Raw genomic sequence first — 21,114 nt, forward strand, 5'->3', positions numbered from 1 at the left:
GGTCGCGCACCCGTAAGAAAGCCGGTGCGATAGCCCCGCGGCCGGATCATCTTGTTATTCCAACACTTTCTGCCTTGCCGATTTCGGAATCCGGCTAGTCTGGTTCCGAGCGTGGCGAGAAAGACGCCGCGCATTGCGGCACACGGGCTGCGTCATTCACGCACCGGAGAGCCGCTATGCCATTGGACCCGATACTCGCCCTTCTGCCGGAGCCGATCCAGGTCGGGATCTCGCATATCCCGAACATGATCGCCTTCGATTTCGGCCGTTACCTGATCGCTTCGACCGTCATCGCCGCGATCGTCTGGATCGCGAAGCGCAGCGGCGGCGCCTATCGCCAGATCCAGAAACGCGTGGCGCGTTCGGCCGATTATCGCCGCGAATTCTTCGCCTCGCTGCGCACCTGCGCGGTTTTCGTGTTTACCGGCATCTTCATCGTCGCGGCCGAGCAGATGGGCATCCTCTACGATATCCGTGGCAGCTACGGGCTGGTCATCGATCTCGCGCTCTTCGCCGCTATCCTGATCGGCCATGACGCCTATTTCTACTGGACGCACCGGATGATGCACCACCCGAAGCTGTTCAAGACTTTTCACCGCTTCCACCACCGCTCGGTCACGCCGACGCCCTTCGCCGCCTATGCCTTCGCCGTGCCCGAAGCGCTGGTGATGATGGCCTTCATGCCGCTCTGGCTGTTCTTCGTGCCGACGCCGGTCAGCGTGATCACCGCCTTTCTCGCGCTGATGATCGTCCGCAACGCGATGGGCCATGCCGGGCTCGAGCTGCACGCGCGCTGGTGGCTGAAAACCCCGCTTACGCGCTGGATCTGCACGACGACGCATCACGACCTGCACCATTCGGGCAATTTCAACCGCAACTACGGTTTCTACTTCAGATTCTGGGACCGGGTCATGAAGACCGAAGCGCCCGAATATGAAACCGCCTTCGCCGCCTCGGTGAGAAAGCCCGAGCGGCAACCGGCGGACGCGCAGGCCGATCTCGCCGCCGCGCGCTGACCCCTACTCCCCTCGAAGCGGGCGGCCGCACAGCCCGTCCGCTTCCTTTTTCGTCCGGGCATATCGGCCGCGCACATAAACTCGCCAATAACCGGAACCGAAAGCGGCCCTCGCTGCTTGTTAGTAATAACAACAGGAGAATGTGCCCCATGAACGCCGTCGTCCGCGTCCAGAATTTCGCCCGTATCGGATATCTCGCCCGCGGGATCGTCTATATCCTGCTCGGCTATTTCGCGCTCTCCACGGCCGGATCGCAGGGCACGACCGATGTGCTCGAAAGCATCAAGCAGGCGCCCGCCGGCACGATCTTGCTGGCGCTCGTCGGCATAGGCCTTGCCGGCTACGGCGTCTTCCGCCTGTACGGCGCGGCGATCGACATCCAGGGCGACGGGACGGACGCCAAGGGTATCGGCAAGCGCATCGGCCATGCGGCGAGCGGCCTCGCCCATCTCTACCTCGCCTGGTTCGCGATCAGCGAGGCCCTCGGCGGCGGGAGCTCGGGAAGCGGATCGGGCGGCGGCCAGGCGGCGGCGAGCTGGGTCCTGTCGCTCCCGGCCGGCGAGATCATCCTCGCCGTGATCGGAATCGGTTTCCTGCTGGCCGGGCTCAACCAGGCGGTCAAAGCCTCCACCGCCAAGTTCATGCACCTGCTCGATGCCGATGCGCCGCACCGCGCCAAGCATCTCGGGCGCGCCGGCTATGCGGCGCGGGCGGTCGTCTATACTGTCCTCGGCTGGAAAGTGACGTCGGCGGCGTTGAGCGACCGCGCCGCCGAAGTCGGCGGGATCGGCCAGGTGCTCAACGCGCTGCGTGATCCGCAATGGCTCTATATAGTCGTCGCTGTCGGCCTGGTGCTGTTCGGTATCTTCAGCCTCGTCATGGCGCGCTACCGTACGATCCGGGACGACGATGTCATCGCGCGGCTCAAGGGCTGAGCGGACGCACGGAGGGGAGGCATCATGTTTTTCGACAATGACGCGACGCTCGATCTGGTCACGCGATCACTGTTTCTCGGCCCGATCACGGTAGTGTGGGTGGTCGTGGCCGTGCGCGTTATCGGTCTGCGGTCCTTCTCCAAAATGACTGCGTTCGATTTCGTGATCACGGTCGCGATAGGATCGCTGCTCGCCAATGCCGCCGTCACCAGCGAATGGCCGGCCTTTGCCCAGTCCTCGCTCGCGATCCTCGCCATCCTCGCGATCCAGGCGCTGCTCGCCTGGCTGCGGCGGGCGAGTGACGCGGCGGACGCGGCGATGTCCAACAATCCCGTCCTGCTGTTCGGCAATGGCGACTTCTGCCGCGATGCGATGGAGAAGGCGCGCGTGTCCGAGGACGATATCTGGGCCAAGATGCGCGAGGCGAACGTACTGGAGCTGGATGCCGTGCAGGCCGTTGTGCTCGAAACAACGGGCGATATCTCCGTTCTGCACGGCGATACGCTCGAAGACCGGCTGCTGACCGGCGTGACGACGGATCGGTCCGACTAGCTAGAGCGCGTCCTTCATATCGGCCAGCTCCTGCTGCTCGATAATCCTCTGCGTCGTATATTCGCGCGCGGATTCGGAAAGATCGCGGCCGAGATGCCAGTCGAGAATCTTCATCGTTTCGGGAATCGGCGGCAGCAGCAGCACATCGGCCTGGCTCAGATTGTCGCGCACCGCGCTCGCGCTGGAGACGACCATCGAGCGCGACATGATCTCCACGATGCTCGGAAATTCATGCTTGGGCTTGCGGCGGAAAATCAGGTCTGAAAGCAATTTCCCGCGCGAGCGCAGGAAGCGGTATTTGGTATCCAGCCGCCATTCTTCGCCCGCGTCCGACCGCAGCGAGACGACGACGTTCGGCCCGGCCTTCGCCTCGCGCATGATCGTCACCGGAATATTGTCCAGCACGCCGCCATCGACGAGAATATCGCCTTCGCGCGTAATGAAGGGCGGCAGGATCGTCGGCAGCGAGCCCGATGCGCGCACCGCATGCCAGAGCGGCCCGCGCCGGTGCACATAGACGCCGTTGGTCGAGAGATTGGTCGATACGCCGAAGAAATTATAGGGCAGGTCGGCGATATCCTTGTTCGAATATCTGAGCTCCAATTGCTCGTCGAAGACGCTCGGATCGAGGATCGAGTGCACGGGCACGGTCAGCCGTTTCATCGCCTTCTTGGTGATGAACATGTCCTGCATCTGCACGATCGTCTCTTCAGGCGTCAGCCCCTGCGCCAACGCGCCGCCCATCGCGGCGCCCGCGCTCGTGCCGCCATAGAAATCGATTGGAATGTCGTTTTCGAGCAGCGCCTGCATCACGCCGACATGCGCGCAGCCCAGCGCCCCGCCGCCCGCGAGCACGACGCCGTTCGCCCGCCCGGCCATGAAACGCCCGACCCGCGCGAAGGCCGCGTCACTGTCGAGCGGGACCTGGTGGTGCAGCTTTACATTGCGGCTGTCGAGCCAGCGGCCCGATCCGGTGATCTCCTCCGCCTCGCGCTCGCGCCAGAGGATCAGCGTCCGGTTCGCGCGCAGGAACAGCGGAATCGCATAATCCTCAAGCTCGGAGCGCTCGCATTGCTCCTCGAACAGCGGCGCGACGAGCACAAGATCGTCGGCGTTGCGGGCGATCGCCCGGTCCCATTCGCGTTCGCCCCCGGCGACGAGGATGACCCGCCGCGCGCTGCGTTCGAGTTCGCCGAGCCAGCGGCCCAGCGCCTCCCCTTCCGCATTCACCCCGTCCGGTTTGTCGGCCAGCGAGACGATCCGCGTCTCGTCGTGCCGGGCGAGCGACGCGCCGAGGCGTTCGGCAAAGCCTTCGGGCAGTTGCGATGCGGCCGCCGGGATCAGCGCGACGACCTTGCCGGGCTTCGCCTCCATCGCGCGCGACGATGCGGTCGTGCGCGCGAGGCGCGCCGATACCGTCGCGAGGATCGAATCCGCGATTTCCGGATATTTTTCGACGACCGCGTCATAGGCCTCGCGCGTCAGACGAAAGACCGTGCTGTCGCGGCTCGCGCGGACATCGGCCGTGCGGGTGCCGCCGGAAAAGAAGGCCAGTTCGCCGACCGGCTCGCCCGCGCTGATCTCGGCGACGACGCGGCCGTTCGAAAGCTGCACATAGAAGCGCCCGGTCGAAACCAGATAGAGCGCATCGGCCTCTTCGCCGTAGCGGACCAGATATTCGCCGCCCTTGATCGCGGTCAGCTCCGCCGCATCGCGCAGGGCCTGGCGCCCGGTCTCGTCCAGCCCGGCAAATGCTTCGACCTGCGAAAAATCGTCCGCCATATGCTCGCCCCCTGTTCGCGCGTACCGGCGGACGTCCGCCGGTCGTCGCGTACGCGCTATCTAGCGGATTTTGTGGAGCTTTGGGAAGAGGCGAAAAGCGTGTTCACCCGGCTCGGTCATAGGCCGCGCGCAGCCAGTCGCGCGCTTCGTCGTCGAAATCCGCGACGCTTTCGAGCCGCATGCGATGGCTGACCATGGCGTTGAAACTGCCCGACGCTTCGAGCCGCCCGATGGGCGCGACATCCTTCAGGTTGATGCCGAGATCGACGCGCGTCTTCGTGCTCGGCTGCACGAGCCCGAACTGTTTGGCGCGGCGCAGGCTCACATAGGATTTTTTCGGCGCGAGCTCCGCGTCCGGGCCGAGCTGTGCCACGAAATCGGCGATCGCATCGTAAATCGGCCGCAGCTCCGCCTTCGGGCCCGCATATTGCGCGGCAACCAGGTCCGTCTCGCCGCCGCCCTCTTTCGCTTTATGCGCGACGAGGTTCGCAAAGCCATGGCCCATCGCATGGTCTGTTTTCAGCATCTTGACGATCTCGCCATGCTTCTCCGCACCGCTTTTCGCGATGATCGCCAGCCAGTCTTCGAGCGGCTTGCCCGTCTTTTCCGGCATGTTCGCGATCATCGATGCCACCTGTTCTTCCGGTGTCGCCATCTGTTTCTCTCCCAGTTCTCGTTTCCAGTTTGTTGTTTGCTTGGGGAGTTTTCTGTCAGACTCGACCTGACGGTCGAGCGCGGCACCGGCCCGCTCCCCCTCCCGACCTCCCAACAGGGTACACTCAATGGGGGGCCGGGAGGGGGAGCGGGCCGGTGCCGCGATTTTCCGTGAGGAAAATTCTGACGAACAAACTACATCCCCCGGATACGTTCGAACGGCCAGTTCTCGCTCCGGCTCACCTTGGGCGTGAACAGCCCCATGACCGGGCCGAGCAGCATGACCATGCGCCCGCTCATCAGCGGCTTGCCGGTTTCGACCAGCGATTTGAGATTGCCCGTGATGAACGGCCCGCCCTGCACCATCGACTTTTCGGTTTTCGTTCCGGCCGGCACATTTTCCGTGATCAGCGTGAACTCGGTGCCGCCGTCGACTTCCTTCAGCTCGTAGATCACGGTGCTCGGCGGATCGTCCATATTCGTGAACATCATCGTGTGCGCGTAGCGATGCGGCGGATCGAACTCGAGCACCGTGCCGACGACGCTCGTATATTTGCCGTCCTTCGACTGCATCGCCATCGGCTCGCCCGGCGCAAGGCCGTTCGGCGTCCGGCACACCGCGCCGAAGAAGAAGGGCAGAACCTCGTCCGTCTTCACCAGCGTGTTCCACACCGTCTCGATCGGCGCTTCGATAATGACTTTGTAATAGGCCCGTTCCGCCGTCCCCGATTGCGGCATCGGCGTGTCCCCGGTCGTGCTCGTCATGTCCCGTCCTTTCCTGTTTTCGTGTTATTCGCCGCGGCTTCGGCGGCATATTTGAGACCCGTGACCCGGCCCGCCCAGAAGGCGCTATACTCGTCGGTCCACCGGTCATGGATCATCTGGATCGGCGCGGCGTTCAGATAGAGCCGCCGCACCCGCCCGTCCTTCTCGCTGATCACGAGGCCCGCCTTTTCGAGCACGGCCAGGTGATTCATGATCGCGATCCGGCTGACGTCAAAGCTCTTGGCCAGCTCCCCGACCCCCTGCCCCGGCCGTTCCCGCAACAGATCGAGGATCGTCCGCCGCACGCCATGCGAGAGCGCTTGGAAGACCGCGTCCATATCCGAATCAGTAATCATGTAATTACTTTATTACATATTTCGGTGGAGTCAATCGCCCAGTCCCGCGGGCCATCCGTCGCGCGGCTTTCGGCCGATTATCGCAATCTCCTTGGCTCTGCCCGCCACCTTCGGGCGGTAGGCGCGATGCTTACTGGCAGGTGCCGTTGTCACATACGCTGGCGCAGCTGAACGTGCCGGATGCAATATCCGGCGCGGTGTAGCCCGCCCGGCCATAATGCCAGCGGCAGGCCGTGCGCCAAGCCTGGGCGCCGTCCGAATAGCCTTGCGACATGCGCCGCCAGCCCTCGTTCCACCGGGCATTGCCGGGCGTCGCATAGTTCTGGTCCGCAACGCCCATCACGCAGGGACTGACATTGCAGTTGGAATGGACGAACCAGGTCGTCGACTGGGTGTGACCGGCCGAGACGGGGATCATGGCGGCGCCGGCCAAAATAGCGGCGGCGGCGGTTTTGAGAGCGTCATGCATCGATTCCCTCCTGATCAATGACGGATCGCGGCTCGCCTGTCCGGCAAGCTCTGCACAAAAATAGCGCCATCGCCCCGCCTACCGTTGATTCCGGTCAATCGGCGCAGCTAGCCGCGTTTACATCGCGCGCGCTTCCGCTAATGCTGCCCGGCAACAGCGTAAGAGGGGAGTATATTCATGGCGGCGGACGCACCGGTTTCGGGGTTGGAGGCGTGGATAGCGCCGATCACCAATGTCAGCGATTTCATCTGGGGCGGCACGTGGAATGGCGAAGAAGTGCTGCTCGTTCCGCCGATGGTCGTGATTCTCTTAGGCGCGGGCCTCTATATGATGGCCGGCCTCAAGGGCTATCCGATCCGCAAGCTCGGCAGCTCGCTGGTCGGCATCTTCCGGAAATCGGACAAGAAGGGCGAAGGCGAGATTTCGCCGTTCGCCGCGCTCTCCACCGCGCTTTCGGGGCAGGTCGGCACCGGCAATCTCGTCGGCGTGGCGACGGCGATCACGCTGGGCGGGCCGGGCGCGATCTTCTGGATGTGGATCACCGCGCTGTTCGGCATGGCGCTGGCGTTCGGCGAGGGTTCGCTCGCCGTGCGGTTCCGCGAGCGGACCGAGGACGGCGTCTATCGCGGCGGACCGATGAGCTACATCACCTATGGCCTGGGCCCCAAATGGAGATGGCTGGCGATCCTGTTCTGTCTCGGCACGCTGTTCTCCGCGCTCGTCACCGGCAACTCGATCCAGGCGAACAGTTTTGGGGATAGCGTCAACGAGCTGACGGGCGTCGACGAATGGATCGGTGGACTGGTAGCGGCGCTGGCCGTATTCATCGTGATCATCGGCGGCATCAAGTCGATCGGCAAGGTCGCCGAGACGATCGTCCCGTTCATGGCCGGGCTGTACATCGTGATGGCGATCATCGCGCTGATCCTGAACGCCCAATATCTGCCCGAGACCTTCGGCCGTATCTTCGACGGCGCGTTCAACGCGCAGTCGGCATCGGGCGGGTTCCTCGGCGCGGCGATCATCATGGCGATCCGCGCCGGCGTCGCCCGCGGACTCTTCTCCAACGAGGCAGGCCAGGGCTCGACCGCCATCGCCCATGCCGTCGCCCAGACCAACGATCCCGCCGCCCAGGGCCGCTTCGCGATGATGGGGACGTTCATCGACACCATCGTCATCTGCACGATGACGGCACTCGTGATGCTGACGGTCGGCGGCGATTTCACCGCCACGGTCGAAGGCCAGCAAATCGCCGTCGAACATGCCTGGCAGTCCGACCTTCAGGGCTTTGCGATGACGTCCGGGGCCTATGCGGCCGCCTTCCCGCTCGAGGTGCTCGGCATCCCGATCGGCACGCTGATTGCGTCCATTGCTCTGCTGCTGTTCGTGTTCACGACGCTGCTGACATGGAGCTATTATGGCGAGCGCGCGATCACCTATCTGTACGACCAGCTTCCGGGCGCGACGCGAGCCGGCGAGCTGAAGCTGCACCTCGTATGGCGGATCCTCTGGTGCCTGGTGATCTTCATCGGCTCGTTCGTGCCGCTGGAGCTGGTCTGGCGGCTCGGCGACATTTCGAACGCCGCGATGGCGCTGCCGAATATCGTCGCGCTGATGGCGCTCTCCGGCGTGATCTTCGCGCTGGCCGCCGGCAACCGGACCGCCGGCACCGATCACGGCCGCGAAACGCCGAAGGAGCTGAAAGAGGAGGTGAGCGGCGCGCCCGGGCATTAGGGCGCGTCACTGCATCCCGACACGAAGGAAGAAGGAGCATCCTGCCAGTGATCCAGTAACCGGTCAGAATCGGTCCAGCGCACGACCATGCGCAATCACTTTTGCAGGAGGGTTCCATGCAACCCATCATCTATGACGTCGCGGTGTCGGCGGACGGCTTCATCGCCGGCCCCAACGCCGATATCTCCAAATTTCCGCAAAGCAGCCCGGCGGTCGACGACTATTTCGAACGGCTAAAGACGTACGCTTGCGCCATCATGGGGCGCGCGACGTATGAGTTCGGCTATGATTTCGGCCTTGCGCCCGGCGACAATCCCTATCCGCATATGCGCACGCTGGTCTTTTCGCAGAGCCTCTCCCTGCCCGAGGACTCGGACGTGGAGATCGTGCGGCATGATGCGCGGGACCATGTGGCCGCGCTCAAGTCCAGCAGCGACGGGCCGATCTATCTGTGCGGCGGCGGAGAGTTTGCCGGCTGGGCGCTGTCGGAGGGGCTGGTCGATCTGCTGCGGTTGAAGCGCGCGCCGATCTTCCTCGGGTCCGGAACACGGCTTTTCGGCGATCATGCGCCGGGATGCGATGCCGAACTCAGGCAGTCCAAACTTTACCCGGACGGCATGCTATTTCAGGAATTCGCGCTGGGCGGTTGAAACGAGCGGCAGGCAGCCGCTCTCAATCCAGCCCCAGCGCGTCGACCACCCGCTCCCAATCCACCAGCTTGAAATTCTGGCGGCGCGAGGGCGTGTGGCCGTCCTGGACGACGAAAAGACCGGCCGGGAAAGCCGGGCCGAAGTCCGCAAGGCTCAGTTCGATGCCGTCGGTCTCGGTAACGCCGTCAATGCTCTCGCCATCGGCGATGTAGAAGCGGCCGACATAACCGAGATCGGGCAACCGATAGACGGCAAAGGCATGATCGCCCTGGCTCGATGCGATCAGATAGCCGCCATCTTCGCCGGACGGCGCCAGCGCCAGGCCCTCGACGTCGGCGACCAACTGCCCCGGCGCGACCCGCACGACCAGTTCGCCCTCGCCCGTCTCCAGATCGAAGCGCCAGACGCCCGCCGCCTCCTCGCCGACATAGAGCGTCCCGTTGCGTGCGTCGACGACGCAGCCTTCGGGCTGGCTCGGCACGGTCATCGTGCGCGTGCCGAGCACGCGAACCCCGTCGCTGACGTCCAGCCGCTGATGGTAGATCGTGCCCTCCTTGGTGTTCAGGAAGCTGTGCACGACGCCGTCCGGGCTGCGCGCCATGCAATAGCCATAGCCTTCGCCCGGCCCGGCTTCGACGCGGCCGATCGGCGTCAGTTCGCCGCTTTCGCCATCGAGCCGGAAGAGCGAAACATGCGCGGTCAACGGATCTTCGCGATCGCTGGCCGCGACAAGGATTGTTTCCTCACCGCCGATGGTAACGCCGTCGAGCAGCGCGACATTGTTGACGCGGCCCGTCGGCAGGAAACTGCGCTCCGCGCCGCTCAGATCGTAGACATGCAAGCCGGCCTGCTTGTCCGTGCCGACGATCAGGCTCGCCGCCGGGTTCGCCCTGTTCACCCAGATCGCCGGGTCGTCCGCGGCATCGTCCGTGCTCGCGACCGGCACGGTCTGCGCGCTCGCCGTCACCGGAATGCCGCGCGCGGGATCGGGCTGCGGGATCGTCTCGCAACCGGCGAGCAGCACTGCGGACGCAGCAACGGAAATGACTGATCGCATTGCGGAAACCCCTGTCAGAAGCGCAGCCGTGCGCCGAACTTCATCGTCCAGTTATATTCCTCATATTGCAACAGCCGCCGCTGCCCGTTGAAATTCTGATAGGCGAAATAGGGCTCGTCGGTGATGTTGATCCATTCCCAGAAGAATTGGAGATTCTCGGTCGCGGTGAACCGTGCGCTGGCATCGAGCTGGAAATGATCCTGCACATAGCGGTCGGCATCGGCCGTCGCGCCCAGCTCGTCGAGATAGAGGTCCCGATAGGTACCCGCGAGGCGGATGCTGAACGGCCCGGACTCATATCCTAGCACCGCGTTGAACGTGTTTTCGGACGCCGCAGGCAGCGGGATGACGCGCGGATTGTTGTCCTCGTCCAGCACCGTCCCTTCGGCATCGGTATAGGTATAGTTGAAGTTGAACAGCAGCCCGTCGAACGGCGCGGGCAGGAAAGTGAAAGCCTGGGCGAAGCTGAACTCGAACCCGAAGATCTCCGCGCTCTCGCCGTTGATGGGTATCACCGCCTCGTCGAAGGCGATGCCGTTGAAGGTGCCGCCGTCGCTGTCGAAGAAATCGACGATGAAATTCTCGACATCCTTGTAGAAGATGTTGGCCGAGATCGCGCCGTTGGAGCTGAAATAATACTCGACCGACGCGTCGAAGTTCCAGGCTTCGTACGGCAGCAGGTCGGGATTGCCGAACTCGCCTTCGCGCTCATTATCGTCATTCTGCTCGACCGCGAAGATCGGCGCGAGATCGCCGAGATTGGGCCGCACGAGGCTGCGATAGCCGGCTGCACGGAAGACGAGATTGTCGATCGGCTCCCAGCGGATGTTCAGGCTCGGCAGCCAGTCGGTATAGCTGCGCGAGAAGCTGTTGGGCGTCACCACGACGATATCGTCGTCGAGCACCATGCCGTTGAAGGTCGCGCCCTCCTCGATAAGCTCGGTCGTGTTCGCGTTGATCTGGTTCTCGGTATGCTCGACGCGGACGCCGCCGATCACGCGCAGCGTATCGCTGTCCCAGCGGCCGAGCAGATAGCCGGCATAAATGTCTTCCTGGTTCGCATAATCCTCGACGTTGGAATCGAACTGGGAGTCGATCTCCTGCAGCTCGAAATCGCCGCGATTGGCGAAGAAGAAATTGCTGATCCGCCGGTCCGCCGCGGCTGGTGCGATATTGGCAAGCCGCAGCGACGGTACGCCGACGAACTGATCGAGCGTCAGCGCGTCATTTTCGTAAAATTCGATCGTGCCGTTGAACGTCTTCTCGCGCCAGCGGCCCTGCACGCCGCCTTGCACCGTGAACTCGCCATTGTCCGTCGGAATGACGTAACCGGCGTTGAACCGGGCCATCCATTCTTCGTCGACGGAATCGGACAGCGCCGTGAACTCGATATCGTTGAGCTCATATTCCGCCGGATCGAAGAACAGGCTGGAACCGCCGAGAACGTTGTACGCAGGAATGAAGGTATTGCTGTTGTCGATCTGCAGCACCAGCCCGTCGTCCTCGAAATCGCGCCGGAAATCGGCCGGGTCGACCGATCCGTTTTCCCGCTCCGACGATCGCGACCAGCTGCCCTGATAATCGAAGGTCCAGGGGCCGGTTTCCGTTTCGCCGCCAACACTGATCGACGCGATCCGCTGGCGTTCGAACCGGTCCTTGATGTCGCGGCGCACGGTGAGCTCGCCATCGGTGTCGGAGAAGGTCACCAGATCGCCCGCGCCGCCCGACACCTGGTCGAAATCGCCGAAGTCGAGACGCAAGCGCCTACGGAATTCCTGATCGTCGAACTGGCTGAAGATCCCGCGGGCGAACAGCGTCGTGCTGTCGCTGGGCCGGAAATCGAGCGACAGCGACGCGCTGATCCGCTCACGCTCCACGTCATAGTCGCGATACTGGATTTCCTCGGAGTAATCCTCGCCGAGATCGCCCGTTACCCAGGGATCGGCTTCGACATTGTCGGTTTCGAACTCGCGCAGATAATAGGAAATACCGCCCGAAATTCCGAAACTGTCGGAAATGGCGGTCGAGAAATCCAGGCTCGCTTTGGGCGTGATGGTATCGGCCAGCTCGTTCCAGCTCGCCTCGGCGCGCAGCGAAAGGAAGTCGCTGCGGCTGTCGAACGAAGCGACCGTCTGGATATCGATCGAGGCGCCGATCGTGTCCGCGTCCATATCGGGTGTCAGCGTCTTGCGGACCTCGATCGATTCGATGAGGTCGGACGAGATCACGTCGAGCGCGACAGCGCGAATATCGGCCTCGGGCGACGGGATACGCGTCCCGTTGATCGAGGAGCTGTTGAGATTGGGATCGAGCCCGCGCACCGAAACGAAGCGCCCCTCGCCCTGATCGTTGAGCACGTTGAGACCCGGCAGGCGGCGCAGCGACTCCGCGACATTCTGGTCGGGGAACTGGCCGATCGCGTCGCGGGTCAGCACCGAGCTGACCCCGTCCGCCTCGCGCTGGCGGGAGAGCGCGCTCGCCTGGTTCGCGCGCTGGCCGATGACGAGGATCTCCGTGTCGCTCATGCCGATCGCGATATTGGCCGTAACCGTTCCGGTTTCGGGCACCGTGACCGTCGTCCTCACCGTCTCCGCGCCGACATAGCGTGTCTCCAACGTGTAGCTGCCGGCGGGCACATCGGCGAACCGGTACCGCCCGTCACGCCCGGCCGTCGCCGTGCGGTCGAGCTCGACGATGCGGACCTGCGCCGATTGCAGCGCGCGCGTATCGGTCGCGTCGACCACAGTGCCGACGATGATGCCGGCCATGGCCGGCGAGACGATCGCCGTCGACAGGGCCAGAGCGGAGAGAAGGCGCATGGAGCGCCGCGCGAACAGAGAATCGGTCATGGATGCACCCCTTTGTGAGTGCCCCGCGCCTAGGCGACGAACGTTGCGCTTCGATGCCGTTTCGATGACCTGCGCATGACCGAACAATTACAGAGTGTTACAGGCGAGAGATGCTGTCTTTTCGCGGCAATCATCTGTCTTTCGCGAGAAAGAAGATTCCTTTTTAGAGATACCCCCTATAAGGCCCGGCCATGCTCAAACGCCTCTACCATTGGACGCTGGAGAAAGCCGGCCACCGCCAGGCCGAACGCTGGCTGGGCGGCGTGTCGTTCGTGGAATCGAGCTTCTTCCCGATCCCGCCAGACGTAATGCTGCTGCCGATGTGTCTGGCGCGGCCCGACAGGGCTTTCCGTTACGCGACGATCTGCACGATCACCTCGGTGCTCGGCGCCGTACTCGGCTATGCGATTGGCTATTTCCTGTTCGAGACGGTCGGCCAGCCGATCATTGAGTTCTACGGTTACACGGGCGACTTCGAGAGCTTTGCGACCAGTTTCAACGAGCAGGGCTGGATCATCGTGCTGCTAGCCGGTTTCACCCCCCTGCCCTTCAAGGTGATTACCATCGCTGCGGGTGCGACCGGCCTGCCGCTCCACATCCTGATCCCGGCCGCGATCATTGCCCGCGGCGCGCGTTTCTTCCTCGTCGCCGCTTTGCTCTGGAAGTTCGGCGAGCCGATGAAGGCCTTTATCGAGAAATATTTCGGCCTGCTGACCGCGCTCGCCGGTGTGCTGCTCGTCGGCGGCTTCGTCGCGGTGCGTTACCTGTTCTAGCGCAGCCGTTGGACAGCCAGCCGCCTATTCGACCGCGATAACGATGTCGCCCATGGAGCTGGAGCGATAGTGCACGGTATCGCCCGGCTGCAGGAAATGCGCCGTTTCGATCTCGTTATCGATAAAGGTCTCTATGATCGACGAGACGACTGTTTCGCCGTCGAACAGCCGTCCGGAGAAGAGATGCCATAACGCGCCCTCGATAATGTCCGCGCGGGTTGGCGGCGTGAAGATCACCCCTTCCGACGTGCCGGACATCAGCGTCATGCCCTCTAGAATCGCCGGTTCGGGCGACAGCCAGTAATAGTCGCCCCGGTACAGGAAACGCGCATCGGCCATGTCGGCCAGCGCCTGTTCCGCCAGCTCACGGAAATCCAGCGTCATCTCTCCGCCACGCGCATCCTGGCGCGGTTCGCCATTCACATGCGTCGTCATACGTTCTTCGGCTATGAAACTGCGCCAGTCGCGCGGGATCACCAGAAACGCCCCGGCCGGATAGAAGCCGGGGCCGCTTTTCGCATCGCTGAAGCCATGGCCCGAATCCAGATTGTCGGGATCGATCAGACGGATCAGCGTCGACCTGTCCGTGAAATCGCCGCACAGGAAAAAGCCTTTCGCGGCCGCGTCGAAATCCTCGACCGAGCGGATCGGGCGATCGAAGATCATGCACATCTCGATCTCGTAATCGAGCATGACCTCGGGATCGGCGCTCACCGTCGTGCGCGCCGGCGTCGCCGTACCAAATTTCGGGAAACGGAACACGGCCTCGCTGGACGCCTCCTCGGCATGTTCGGGGAAGTTAGTGCCGGTCGCAATATGGCGGTCGCCCGTCCCGGCAGCGGGCAGCAGGTCCGCAATCGGCATGGTTTCGCGCGTCACGCCCCCGGCGATGCGCGCCTCCAGATCGATATCGTCGACACTTGCCAACACCGCGAAGGGATCGCTCGACGGCTCCGCGCCCAGCGCCTCCATATCGACGACTGTCGCTTCTTCCTGATCGAAGCCGAGAACCAGCCATGTCGCGATGGCGCCATCGCTCGTCTCGGTCTGCGCGAGCGTGATTGCCTCGTCGAGCGGCAGGATGCCGGGCGTCAGCGCGGTGTCTTCGAACGTCGCCGGGTTACCGCGCGGGTCGGGCGAGGTCGCCCATAGCCCCGCCAGAGTGAGCGCGGCGATTGCCAGAATTGCGAGTGTCCAGACGCCGATCTTGCGCGCCATATCCATCCCCCCTTGTCTTGTAGGTCGGAGGATAGCCGGGCTGGCGGCCTCAAGCCAAGTCGGCAACCGCTCAGGCCTTCGCCAGTGCTGGCTGCCCGTTACCGGCGCGCCTGCGCGGCTTCAGGCCGAAGAGCGGGCGCAGCCATTCGACGCGGCGGATAAGATATTCGTGCAGCAGCGCGCATGTTCCGGCCGTGGTCAGCACGAGCAGTAGGAACTCCGGCCAGGCGCCGAGCGCCAGCTGGGTCAGATAGAAGCCCGCGACGACGATGATCGTCTGGTGCAGGATGTAGTAGGGAAAAATCGCCTCGGTCAGATAACGTAGCGTCTTCGAATCCCGATTCAGCAGGCGTTGGCCGAGTCCCATAAGCAACACGATCACCGACCAGGCATAGAGCGTCATCAGCGCCGTACCGATGATCGGACCGAGCCGGTGCGCTTCACGAAAGCCGGGCACCATCGTGTAGACGAGGATGATCGCGCCGATCGCCGCGGCGACGATGGCGGCCAGCGGCAGCGCGCGGTCGACGGTTTTCCAGAAACGATCGCTCTTCGCGGCGAAATAACCGATCAGGAAGATGGTGAAGCGGTTGGCGTGATTGTGCCAGTCGTCGAACAGCGCATGCGTTTCGGGAAAGCGGTCGCCGAACACGGCCGCGTAGAAGACGAACGGCGCGGCGACAACGAGCAGCAGCGAAACGGGATGGCCGAGCGCCCGGCCGAACCACTCCCCGCCGCGCCCGGCGGCGAAGCGAGAAAGCGGTTTCAGGAACGGGGCGAGCAGCAGGATGTAAACGAGCAGATAGACGACGTACCAGAGATGGTTCCAGGTCGGCGTGATCATCGCCCACGGGCCCATCGGCACGATATAGTCGCCATAAAACGCGAAATAGCCGGCCGGGATCGTGCCGCCCTGGACGAGCTCGAAATAGGTTTGCGGCGCGACGATGACGGTCATGCCGAAGAGGATCGGCAGGCCCAGCCGCTTGAGCCGGCTCGCGGCGAATGCGCCTGAGGCCATCTTGTCTGACGCGAAACGGACGGCGACGCCCGATATGAAGAAGAGCAGCGAGAGCCGCCACGGATTGAGGAGGCTCATCAACGGTTCCGCCGCGGGCGACGCGTAGACGCTTTTCACGTGCCAGCCCCAGGACACGTAGAACATGCCGATATGGTAGAGAATGAGCAGCGCGAAGGCGATGAAGCGCAGCCAGTCGAGATCGTAGCGGCGATTTGTCGTCAGCGATTCGGCAAGCGGGGCCATGGATCTTCTCCGATCAACAGGTGATGGCCCGATCATCTGCGAAGCGCGAAAAAGCACCAGTTTTCCGGGACGAACAGCGGCGATCGATGACCAGCGGCGGCCGTGCGGGGGCGAGCGGCACGCCATGGGGACGAGCGGCATTGGCCGTTTTGCACGCGAGCGGCTACATCCCGGTCATGGCTGCGCAAAGTGCAGAGTCGGAACTTCGGTTCGAACGGCGGCTAATGCTGCAGACGATGGGCATCATCGCTATCTTCGGTGCGATATTCACGATCGTCGACGTGCTGTCGCGGCAGACCGAACTCGAACGCGTGGGCCAAGACTATCACCCGGTCGCGATCTGGATCTACGACCCCACGAGCGTCTTGATCATCGTCGCGCTGGCGCCGCTGGTGATGCGCTACGCGAACCGCTTCCGCTTCGCCGATACGCCGCTGCCGCTCTGGCTCGCGGTGCACGCGGCGGGCTTCCTCCTATTCTCGACCGTACACATTTTCCTGATGGTCTGGCTGCGCAAGCTGATCTTCTTCCTGTTCTTCGATGTGCCCTACATCTTCACCAACAATCTGCCCCGCGATTTCATCTACGAGATGCGCAAGGATGTGCTGAGCTATGCGATGATCGTGCTCATCTTCTTCCTGCTGCGCACCTATTCAGAACAACGCCGCGAGCTCGAGGCGGCCCGCGCCGATGCACGCGACTCCCGGCTCATCACCTTGAAATGCGGCGGCCGGACCATGCGCTTCGCCGCCGAAAGCTTCAGCCATGCGGAAGCCGCGGGCAATTATGTCGAGGTCCACACGACCGGCGCGACCCATTTCGCGCGCACGACGCTCGCGGGGCTAGAAGCCCTGCTGCGCGATGCGGGGCTGCCCGTCGCGCGCGTTCACCGCTCATATCTGGTCAACCGCGACCGGATCGAAACCAGCGCGCCATCGGGCAATGGCGACATGGTGCTGACGCTTGCCGGCGGCGATACCCTGCCCTGCAGCCGGCGGTATCGGGCGGCGATAGAGGCGTAGCGACCCCGGGCAGCGGCAAGACCGATGGACAGTGTCACGCCCGAGCGATAGGTTCGCCGCCGCGTGCCGCATTCCGGCATATTGGGGGAGATTCTCGTGATGAACCGTTTTCTTGCATTTCTCGCGCCGCTCCTGCTGCTCTTCGCGGCGGCCTGTTCGGGCGGCAATTCCGGCCCCGGCGGCACGGTCGAGGCCTTTCAAACCGCAATCGCCGAAGGCGATCAGGACGCCGTGATCGAACATATCGAGCCCGACGCGCGCGAAATGTTCCGCCCGAAAATGGGCATGATCGTATCGCTCGCATCGCAGGAAGCCGGCCGGCGCGGCGGTTTCGACGGCATCGAGATCATTTCCGAGGAAGTCGAGGGCGACACCGCCACCGTCCGCTACCGTTCGATGTTCGGCGACGGCAGCAGCGAAGAGGATGAAGCGACGCTGACCCGGGTCGACGGCGTCTGGTATATCTCGGTCGAGATGGAATGACCCGCCGGCCGGCCGCTGCCCGGCTGGCCATCGCCGCGATTCTGGCGGCACTGGCGACGGTGCCGGCCAGTTCGCTGGATCGCACGCAACGCATCGAAACTGCCGCAATCGATACCGCGCGGCTGCAGTCGGGCGATCTCGTGTTCCGCGCAGGCCGGGGCTGGGAGGCCGATGCTGTGCGTGCCGGTTCCTTCGCTCGCTTCTCGCATGTCGGCCTAATCGAGCGGACCGAAACCGGCGCGATCTTCGTCATCCATGCCGCGCCGCCAGAGGATGGCGGGCGCGGCTTCGTCGAGCGCGTGCCGCTATCTGTATTCAACGATCCTAGCCTCGCCAGCGATATCGTCTTCTATCGCCCGGCTACGCTAAGCGCGGGCGAGCGCGCAATGACAGTGGCGGCCGCCCGCGACTTCGCGGCACGCCGTATACCCTTCGATGCGGACTTCGACCGGACGGACGCGAGCGCATTATATTGCACCGAGCTTGTGATCGACGCCTTTCGCAGCGCGGGTGCGGCGATCGATATCGCGCCGCCCGATCCGGGCCGGGCCGCTATCGTGCGCAATATCGTCTTTCCGGCCGACCTGCTCCGTTCGGCGAGCTTCGTCCCGGTGCGGATGGAAGGGCGCGGCTAGACCCGCTCAGCTCGTCCCGTCAGTCAGATATTGGTGGACCGCGGCGATGACGACCGACCCCTCGCCCACGCCGGACGCGACGCGCTTCACCGACCCGGACCGCACATCGCCGACCGCGTAGATACCGGGCCGGCTCGTCGCATAGGGCGACAGCGTCGCCTCGCCCCGGCAATCCTCGCCCGTATGCACGAACCCCTTTCCGTCAAGCTCGAGACAGCCTTCGAGCCAGTCGCTGTTCGGCACCGCGCCGATCATCACGAAGATATTGCCGATATCGCGGGTTTCGGTCCGGTCGTTCGCCTTGTTATGCCATGTCACCTGGTCGAGCATCGGATCGCCGTGCAGCTCGGTGATCTCCGTCTCGGTATGCAGCGTGATGCGCGAGGAGGAATCGATCCGCTGGATCAGATAGTCGGACATGCTCGCGGCAAGATTCTTGCTGCGGACGAGGACATGGACATGGCTGGCATGGCGCGAAAGGAAGACGGCCGCCTGCCCGGCCGAGTTTCCGCCGCCGACGACGATCACCTCTTTCTCGTGGCACAGCCGCGCCTCGATGGCGGTCGCGGCATAATGAATGCCCTGCCCTTCATATTTATCGTAATTGTCGAGGTTGAGCTGGCGGTAGCGCGCGCCCGACGCAATGATCACCGAGCGGCTCGCGATCCGTTGCCCGCATTCGAGCTGCAACGCATAGGGCCGGTTGTCGCAGTCGAGCTCGACGATCGCGCGGGAGATGGCAAAACGCGCGCCGAACTTCTGCGCCTGGATCCAGGCCCGCCCGGCCAGCGCTTGGCCGGAAATGCCGGTCGGGAAGCCGAGATAATTTTCGATCTTCGATGACGTGCCGGCCTGCCCGCCCGGCGCCTCCTGTTCGATTACGACCGTGTCCAGGCCCTCCGACGCCGCATATGTCGCCGCGGCGAGCCCGGCCGGGCCCGCGCCGACGACCGCGACATCATAGACATGTTCGGGATCGAGTTCCTCGGTCAGGCCGAGCGCGTTCGCGACCTCATGATTGCTGGGATTGGCAAGGCAGGCATTGCCGGTGTGAATGAGCACCGGCAGCTTGTCGCGCGCCGTCGGATGATCGGCGAAAAAGGCCTCGGCCTGCTCGGGATCATCGGTATCGACCACGCGCAGCGGATAGCCGTTGCGGCGCAGGAAGCGCGTGATGCGCAGGGCGTCGCCATTATTCTTCGGTCCCGCCAGCGTAGCGCCGGCCTGATCGTGCACCAGAAAGGCTGTGCGCCGCAGGATGAAGGCGCGCATCACCAGTTCGCCGATATCGGTCTCGGTGCTCACCAGTTGCGGAAAGATTTCCCGCCTCACCCGGATCACCCGCGTCCCCTCGCGTACTCGCCCATCGACAAGGATCTGCCGGTCGTTGAACAGATCGAGCTCGCCGGTGAACTGGCTCGGCCCGTGCACCGTCACCACCTCCTCGCCACCGTCCCGCGTTTCGATGATCTCGATCGCCCCTGCGAGGCAGATGAAGAAATCGACGCCACGCTGACCGCGTTCGAACAGATAGCTCCCTGCCTCCGGCGCCTCTTCGCAGCCATAGGCGAGCGCGCGTTCGAGCTGATCCGCCGACAGTTTCGGGAAGATCTGGTGCTCGCGGTTATAGGGATCCTGCGCGCTCCCGGCCTGAATGTCGAAGGCGGCTGCGGCGGGGGTGGCGGTGCGGGCTGAATCGGTCATGGCGATATATGTAGGCACGAACTGTTACGGGGTCGAGATAGCGCTATGTCTATAAGATCGCGTCCCAAACACCGGCATTGGCTTCCAGATGCGCCATCGACGTCGTACCCGGGATCACGATGATATTGGGCGAGCGTTTCAGCAGCCAGGCGAGCGCTTCGCCCGGCGAGAGTGCGGCGCCTCGCTTCATCGGATTGGCGCCGAGCGGGCCATAGGGAATGAAGGCGATGCCCTTTTCCGCCGTATAGTCGACGAGATCGCCCGCGTCCGTTTCGGCCATGTTGAACCGGTTCTGGACGCTCGCAATCGGCGCGATCGCCAGCGCACGATCCAGCTCTTCGCGGGTCACGTTGGAGAGCCCGATATGGCGGATGCGGCCATCGGCCTGCGCTTCGGCGAGCGCCGCGACGGACTGTTCGAGCGGCGTTTCGGGATCGACCCAATGAAGCTGGAACAGGTCGATCCGGTCGCGGCGCAGATTGGTCAGCGCATCGTCGATCTCGCGGTGGAGCGTGTCGCGCGAACCGTCGCGTTTCATCCGGTCCGGCGCGGATTTGTCGATCCCGCCTTTCGTCGCGAGAAAGACGTCCCGGCCCTCGAGTGCCTCGCCGACGATCCGGTCGGCATGCTGCGGTCCATAGGCCCGGGCGCTGTCGAAAAAGTCGATGCCCAGATCGGCGGCGCGGCGCAGCAGCGCCAGCCCGGCGTCCCAGTCCGGATAGGGACCGAAATTGCCGGGCTGTCCGGTGAGCCGCATGGCGCCGATGCCAAGCCGGTTGACGTCGCGTTCTCCGCCGAACCGGTAGCTGCGGGAAATGGGGGCTGAATTGGTCATGATGGGCTCCTTCGTTCGTGTCGAGCCCGATATCGCATTGCCTTTCGGCATACGGTAGACGGATGATATGGATATCAGCTATACGTTTGGCGTATGGCAAAGGCGATTGATCGGCTGACGCTGCTGGCGACGTTCGTGCGGATCGCCGAACGCGGTTCGATCAGCGCGGCCGCGCGCGACCTCGACCTCTCTCAGGCATCGGCCAGCCGTCATCTGACCAGTCTCGAAGACCGGCTGGGCGTGCAGCTGATCGTGCGTACAACGCACGAACTGAGCCTGACCTCCGCCGGGCAGGAGTGCCTCGCCGATGCGCGCCGGATGCTCGGCGAATGGGATGAACTGGCCGAGCGGTTCGCGGAAG

General features: G+C 63.8%; 21 protein-coding genes. 10 read left to right on the plus strand and 11 right to left on the minus strand.

Annotated features, from left to right (window positions below):
• The first annotated feature begins 176 nt into the window (after positions 1 to 176).
• The 3 genes from ACTS1Z_RS15730 (at position 177) to ACTS1Z_RS15740 (ending at position 2,503) form a co-directional block, all read left to right on the plus strand.
• Positions 177 to 1,016 carry a sterol desaturase family protein gene (locus tag ACTS1Z_RS15730; RefSeq protein ID WP_442625419.1) on the plus strand — a complete coding sequence of 280 codons (840 nt, stop codon included), beginning with the start codon at positions 177 to 179 and terminating at the stop codon, positions 1,014 to 1,016.
• 149 nt (positions 1,017 to 1,165) lie between these two features.
• The gene (locus tag ACTS1Z_RS15735) at positions 1,166 to 1,951 is read left to right on the plus strand and encodes a DUF1206 domain-containing protein (protein WP_442625420.1); all 786 of its coding nucleotides are present in this window, start codon (positions 1,166 to 1,168) and stop codon (positions 1,949 to 1,951) included.
• A 24-nt stretch (positions 1,952 to 1,975) separates the two neighbouring features.
• Positions 1,976 to 2,503, plus strand: coding sequence for a DUF421 domain-containing protein (locus ACTS1Z_RS15740; protein WP_442625421.1), 528 nt, complete (start codon positions 1,976 to 1,978; stop codon positions 2,501 to 2,503).
• On the opposite strand, the gene ACTS1Z_RS15745 is transcribed toward ACTS1Z_RS15740, so the two are convergent.
• The 5 genes from ACTS1Z_RS15745 to ACTS1Z_RS15765 form a co-directional block, all read right to left on the minus strand.
• Positions 2,504 to 4,285: a cyclic nucleotide-binding and patatin-like phospholipase domain-containing protein gene (locus ACTS1Z_RS15745; protein WP_442625422.1), complete on the minus strand. Its 1,782-nt coding sequence runs from the start codon at positions 4,283 to 4,285 to the stop codon at positions 2,504 to 2,506. It abuts the gene before it with no gap.
• Between the two features lie 103 nt (positions 4,286 to 4,388).
• Positions 4,389 to 4,940 (minus strand): DUF4287 domain-containing protein, encoded by a 552-nt coding sequence (locus tag ACTS1Z_RS15750; protein WP_442625423.1) that lies wholly within the window; start codon positions 4,938 to 4,940, stop codon positions 4,389 to 4,391.
• Between the two features lie 194 nt (positions 4,941 to 5,134).
• Complete coding sequence (locus tag ACTS1Z_RS15755; protein ID WP_442625424.1) at positions 5,135 to 5,704, minus strand: SRPBCC domain-containing protein; 570 nt, start codon at positions 5,702 to 5,704, stop codon at positions 5,135 to 5,137.
• On the minus strand, positions 5,701 to 6,060 hold the full coding sequence (locus ACTS1Z_RS15760; RefSeq protein WP_442625425.1) for an ArsR/SmtB family transcription factor: 360 nt from the start codon (positions 6,058 to 6,060) through the stop codon (positions 5,701 to 5,703). The genes ACTS1Z_RS15755 and ACTS1Z_RS15760 overlap by 4 nt, the downstream gene beginning before the upstream one ends.
• A 130-nt stretch (positions 6,061 to 6,190) precedes the next feature.
• Complete coding sequence (locus tag ACTS1Z_RS15765; RefSeq protein ID WP_442625426.1) at positions 6,191 to 6,529, minus strand: hypothetical protein; 339 nt, start codon at positions 6,527 to 6,529, stop codon at positions 6,191 to 6,193.
• Between the two features lie 177 nt (positions 6,530 to 6,706).
• Between ACTS1Z_RS15765 and ACTS1Z_RS15770 the strand changes: the two genes are divergently transcribed.
• Together ACTS1Z_RS15770 and ACTS1Z_RS15775 are read left to right on the plus strand one after the other, a co-directional pair.
• Positions 6,707 to 8,263: an alanine/glycine:cation symporter family protein gene (locus ACTS1Z_RS15770; RefSeq protein ID WP_442625427.1), complete on the plus strand. Its 1,557-nt coding sequence runs from the start codon at positions 6,707 to 6,709 to the stop codon at positions 8,261 to 8,263.
• Between the two features lie 116 nt (positions 8,264 to 8,379).
• A complete protein-coding gene (locus ACTS1Z_RS15775; protein WP_442625428.1) occupies positions 8,380 to 8,913 on the plus strand; it encodes a dihydrofolate reductase family protein in 534 nt (177 codons plus the stop codon).
• Between the two features lie 22 nt (positions 8,914 to 8,935).
• Here ACTS1Z_RS15775 and ACTS1Z_RS15780 read toward each other — a convergent pair whose 3' ends face one another.
• Together ACTS1Z_RS15780 and ACTS1Z_RS15785 are read right to left on the minus strand one after the other, a co-directional pair.
• Positions 8,936 to 9,970 carry a phytase gene (locus ACTS1Z_RS15780; protein WP_442625429.1) on the minus strand — a complete coding sequence of 345 codons (1,035 nt, stop codon included), beginning with the start codon at positions 9,968 to 9,970 and terminating at the stop codon, positions 8,936 to 8,938.
• Positions 9,971 to 9,984: 14 nt separating this feature from the next.
• The gene (locus tag ACTS1Z_RS15785; protein ID WP_442625430.1) at positions 9,985 to 12,819 is read right to left on the minus strand and encodes a TonB-dependent receptor; all 2,835 of its coding nucleotides are present in this window, start codon (positions 12,817 to 12,819) and stop codon (positions 9,985 to 9,987) included.
• 191 nt (positions 12,820 to 13,010) lie between these two features.
• Here ACTS1Z_RS15785 and ACTS1Z_RS15790 point away from each other — a divergent pair, with 191 nt between their 5' ends.
• Positions 13,011 to 13,592, plus strand: coding sequence for a YqaA family protein (locus ACTS1Z_RS15790; protein ID WP_442625431.1), 582 nt, complete (start codon positions 13,011 to 13,013; stop codon positions 13,590 to 13,592).
• 24 nt (positions 13,593 to 13,616) lie between these two features.
• Here ACTS1Z_RS15790 and ACTS1Z_RS15795 read toward each other — a convergent pair whose 3' ends face one another.
• Positions 13,617 to 14,810 (minus strand): fumarylacetoacetate hydrolase family protein, encoded by a 1,194-nt coding sequence (locus ACTS1Z_RS15795; RefSeq protein WP_442625432.1) that lies wholly within the window; start codon positions 14,808 to 14,810, stop codon positions 13,617 to 13,619.
• 70 nt (positions 14,811 to 14,880) lie between these two features.
• Positions 14,881 to 16,074: an acyltransferase family protein gene (locus ACTS1Z_RS15800; protein ID WP_442625433.1), complete on the minus strand. Its 1,194-nt coding sequence runs from the start codon at positions 16,072 to 16,074 to the stop codon at positions 14,881 to 14,883.
• A gap of 86 nt (positions 16,075 to 16,160) precedes the next feature.
• On the opposite strand from ACTS1Z_RS15800, the gene ACTS1Z_RS15805 reads away from it, so the two are divergent.
• From ACTS1Z_RS15805 to ACTS1Z_RS15815, 3 genes are all read left to right on the plus strand, one after another.
• Positions 16,161 to 17,096, plus strand: coding sequence for a LytTR family DNA-binding domain-containing protein (locus tag ACTS1Z_RS15805; protein WP_442625434.1), 936 nt, complete (start codon positions 16,161 to 16,163; stop codon positions 17,094 to 17,096).
• Positions 17,097 to 17,195: 99 nt separating this feature from the next.
• Positions 17,196 to 17,579, plus strand: coding sequence for a DUF4878 domain-containing protein (locus ACTS1Z_RS15810; RefSeq protein WP_442625435.1), 384 nt, complete (start codon positions 17,196 to 17,198; stop codon positions 17,577 to 17,579).
• Complete coding sequence (locus ACTS1Z_RS15815; RefSeq protein ID WP_442625436.1) at positions 17,576 to 18,214, plus strand: hypothetical protein; 639 nt, start codon at positions 17,576 to 17,578, stop codon at positions 18,212 to 18,214. Before ACTS1Z_RS15810 ends, ACTS1Z_RS15815 begins: the two co-directional genes overlap by 4 nt.
• Positions 18,215 to 18,220: 6 nt before the next feature.
• On the opposite strand, the gene ACTS1Z_RS15820 is transcribed toward ACTS1Z_RS15815, so the two are convergent.
• Together ACTS1Z_RS15820 and ACTS1Z_RS15825 are read right to left on the minus strand one after the other, a co-directional pair.
• Complete coding sequence (locus ACTS1Z_RS15820; protein WP_442625437.1) at positions 18,221 to 19,918, minus strand: FAD-dependent oxidoreductase; 1,698 nt, start codon at positions 19,916 to 19,918, stop codon at positions 18,221 to 18,223.
• Positions 19,919 to 19,967: 49 nt separating this feature from the next.
• Positions 19,968 to 20,753, minus strand: coding sequence for an aldo/keto reductase (locus ACTS1Z_RS15825; RefSeq protein ID WP_442625438.1), 786 nt, complete (start codon positions 20,751 to 20,753; stop codon positions 19,968 to 19,970).
• A gap of 93 nt (positions 20,754 to 20,846) precedes the next feature.
• On the opposite strand from ACTS1Z_RS15825, the gene ACTS1Z_RS15830 reads away from it, so the two are divergent.
• A partial coding sequence (locus ACTS1Z_RS15830) for a LysR family transcriptional regulator (RefSeq protein ID WP_442625439.1) occupies positions 20,847 to 21,114 on the plus strand: 268 nt, incomplete at its 3' end.

Source organism: Parasphingopyxis sp., assembly GCF_052168295.1.
Lineage (GTDB): Bacteria > Pseudomonadota > Alphaproteobacteria > Sphingomonadales > Sphingomonadaceae > Parasphingopyxis.

What these genes read in the sequence shown, in the direction of transcription:
- ACTS1Z_RS15795 (WP_442625432.1), bottom strand. Translation starts at nt 14,810, where the DNA reads ATGGCGCGCAAGATCGGCGTCTGGACACTCGCAATTCTGGCAATCGCC.
- ACTS1Z_RS15800 (WP_442625433.1), bottom strand. Translation starts at nt 16,074, where the DNA reads ATGGCCCCGCTTGCCGAATCGCTGACGACAAATCGCCGCTACGATCTC.
- ACTS1Z_RS15735 (WP_442625420.1), top strand. Translation starts at nt 1,166, where the DNA reads ATGAACGCCGTCGTCCGCGTCCAGAATTTCGCCCGTATCGGATATCTC.
- ACTS1Z_RS15755 (WP_442625424.1), bottom strand. Translation starts at nt 5,704, where the DNA reads ATGACGAGCACGACCGGGGACACGCCGATGCCGCAATCGGGGACGGCG.
- ACTS1Z_RS15815 (WP_442625436.1), top strand. Translation starts at nt 17,576, where the DNA reads ATGACCCGCCGGCCGGCCGCTGCCCGGCTGGCCATCGCCGCGATTCTG.
- ACTS1Z_RS15770 (WP_442625427.1), top strand. Translation starts at nt 6,707, where the DNA reads ATGGCGGCGGACGCACCGGTTTCGGGGTTGGAGGCGTGGATAGCGCCG.
- ACTS1Z_RS15740 (WP_442625421.1), top strand. Translation starts at nt 1,976, where the DNA reads ATGTTTTTCGACAATGACGCGACGCTCGATCTGGTCACGCGATCACTG.
- ACTS1Z_RS15760 (WP_442625425.1), bottom strand. Translation starts at nt 6,060, where the DNA reads ATGATTACTGATTCGGATATGGACGCGGTCTTCCAAGCGCTCTCGCAT.
- ACTS1Z_RS15820 (WP_442625437.1), bottom strand. Translation starts at nt 19,918, where the DNA reads ATGACCGATTCAGCCCGCACCGCCACCCCCGCCGCAGCCGCCTTCGAC.
- ACTS1Z_RS15745 (WP_442625422.1), bottom strand. Translation starts at nt 4,285, where the DNA reads ATGGCGGACGATTTTTCGCAGGTCGAAGCATTTGCCGGGCTGGACGAG.
- ACTS1Z_RS15765 (WP_442625426.1), bottom strand. Translation starts at nt 6,529, where the DNA reads ATGCATGACGCTCTCAAAACCGCCGCCGCCGCTATTTTGGCCGGCGCC.
- ACTS1Z_RS15730 (WP_442625419.1), top strand. Translation starts at nt 177, where the DNA reads ATGCCATTGGACCCGATACTCGCCCTTCTGCCGGAGCCGATCCAGGTC.
- ACTS1Z_RS15775 (WP_442625428.1), top strand. Translation starts at nt 8,380, where the DNA reads ATGCAACCCATCATCTATGACGTCGCGGTGTCGGCGGACGGCTTCATC.
- ACTS1Z_RS15780 (WP_442625429.1), bottom strand. Translation starts at nt 9,970, where the DNA reads ATGCGATCAGTCATTTCCGTTGCTGCGTCCGCAGTGCTGCTCGCCGGT.
- ACTS1Z_RS15750 (WP_442625423.1), bottom strand. Translation starts at nt 4,940, where the DNA reads ATGGCGACACCGGAAGAACAGGTGGCATCGATGATCGCGAACATGCCG.
- ACTS1Z_RS15825 (WP_442625438.1), bottom strand. Translation starts at nt 20,753, where the DNA reads ATGACCAATTCAGCCCCCATTTCCCGCAGCTACCGGTTCGGCGGAGAA.
- ACTS1Z_RS15810 (WP_442625435.1), top strand. Translation starts at nt 17,196, where the DNA reads ATGAACCGTTTTCTTGCATTTCTCGCGCCGCTCCTGCTGCTCTTCGCG.
- ACTS1Z_RS15785 (WP_442625430.1), bottom strand. Translation starts at nt 12,819, where the DNA reads ATGACCGATTCTCTGTTCGCGCGGCGCTCCATGCGCCTTCTCTCCGCT.
- ACTS1Z_RS15805 (WP_442625434.1), top strand. Translation starts at nt 16,161, where the DNA reads ATGACCAGCGGCGGCCGTGCGGGGGCGAGCGGCACGCCATGGGGACGA.
- ACTS1Z_RS15790 (WP_442625431.1), top strand. Translation starts at nt 13,011, where the DNA reads ATGCTCAAACGCCTCTACCATTGGACGCTGGAGAAAGCCGGCCACCGC.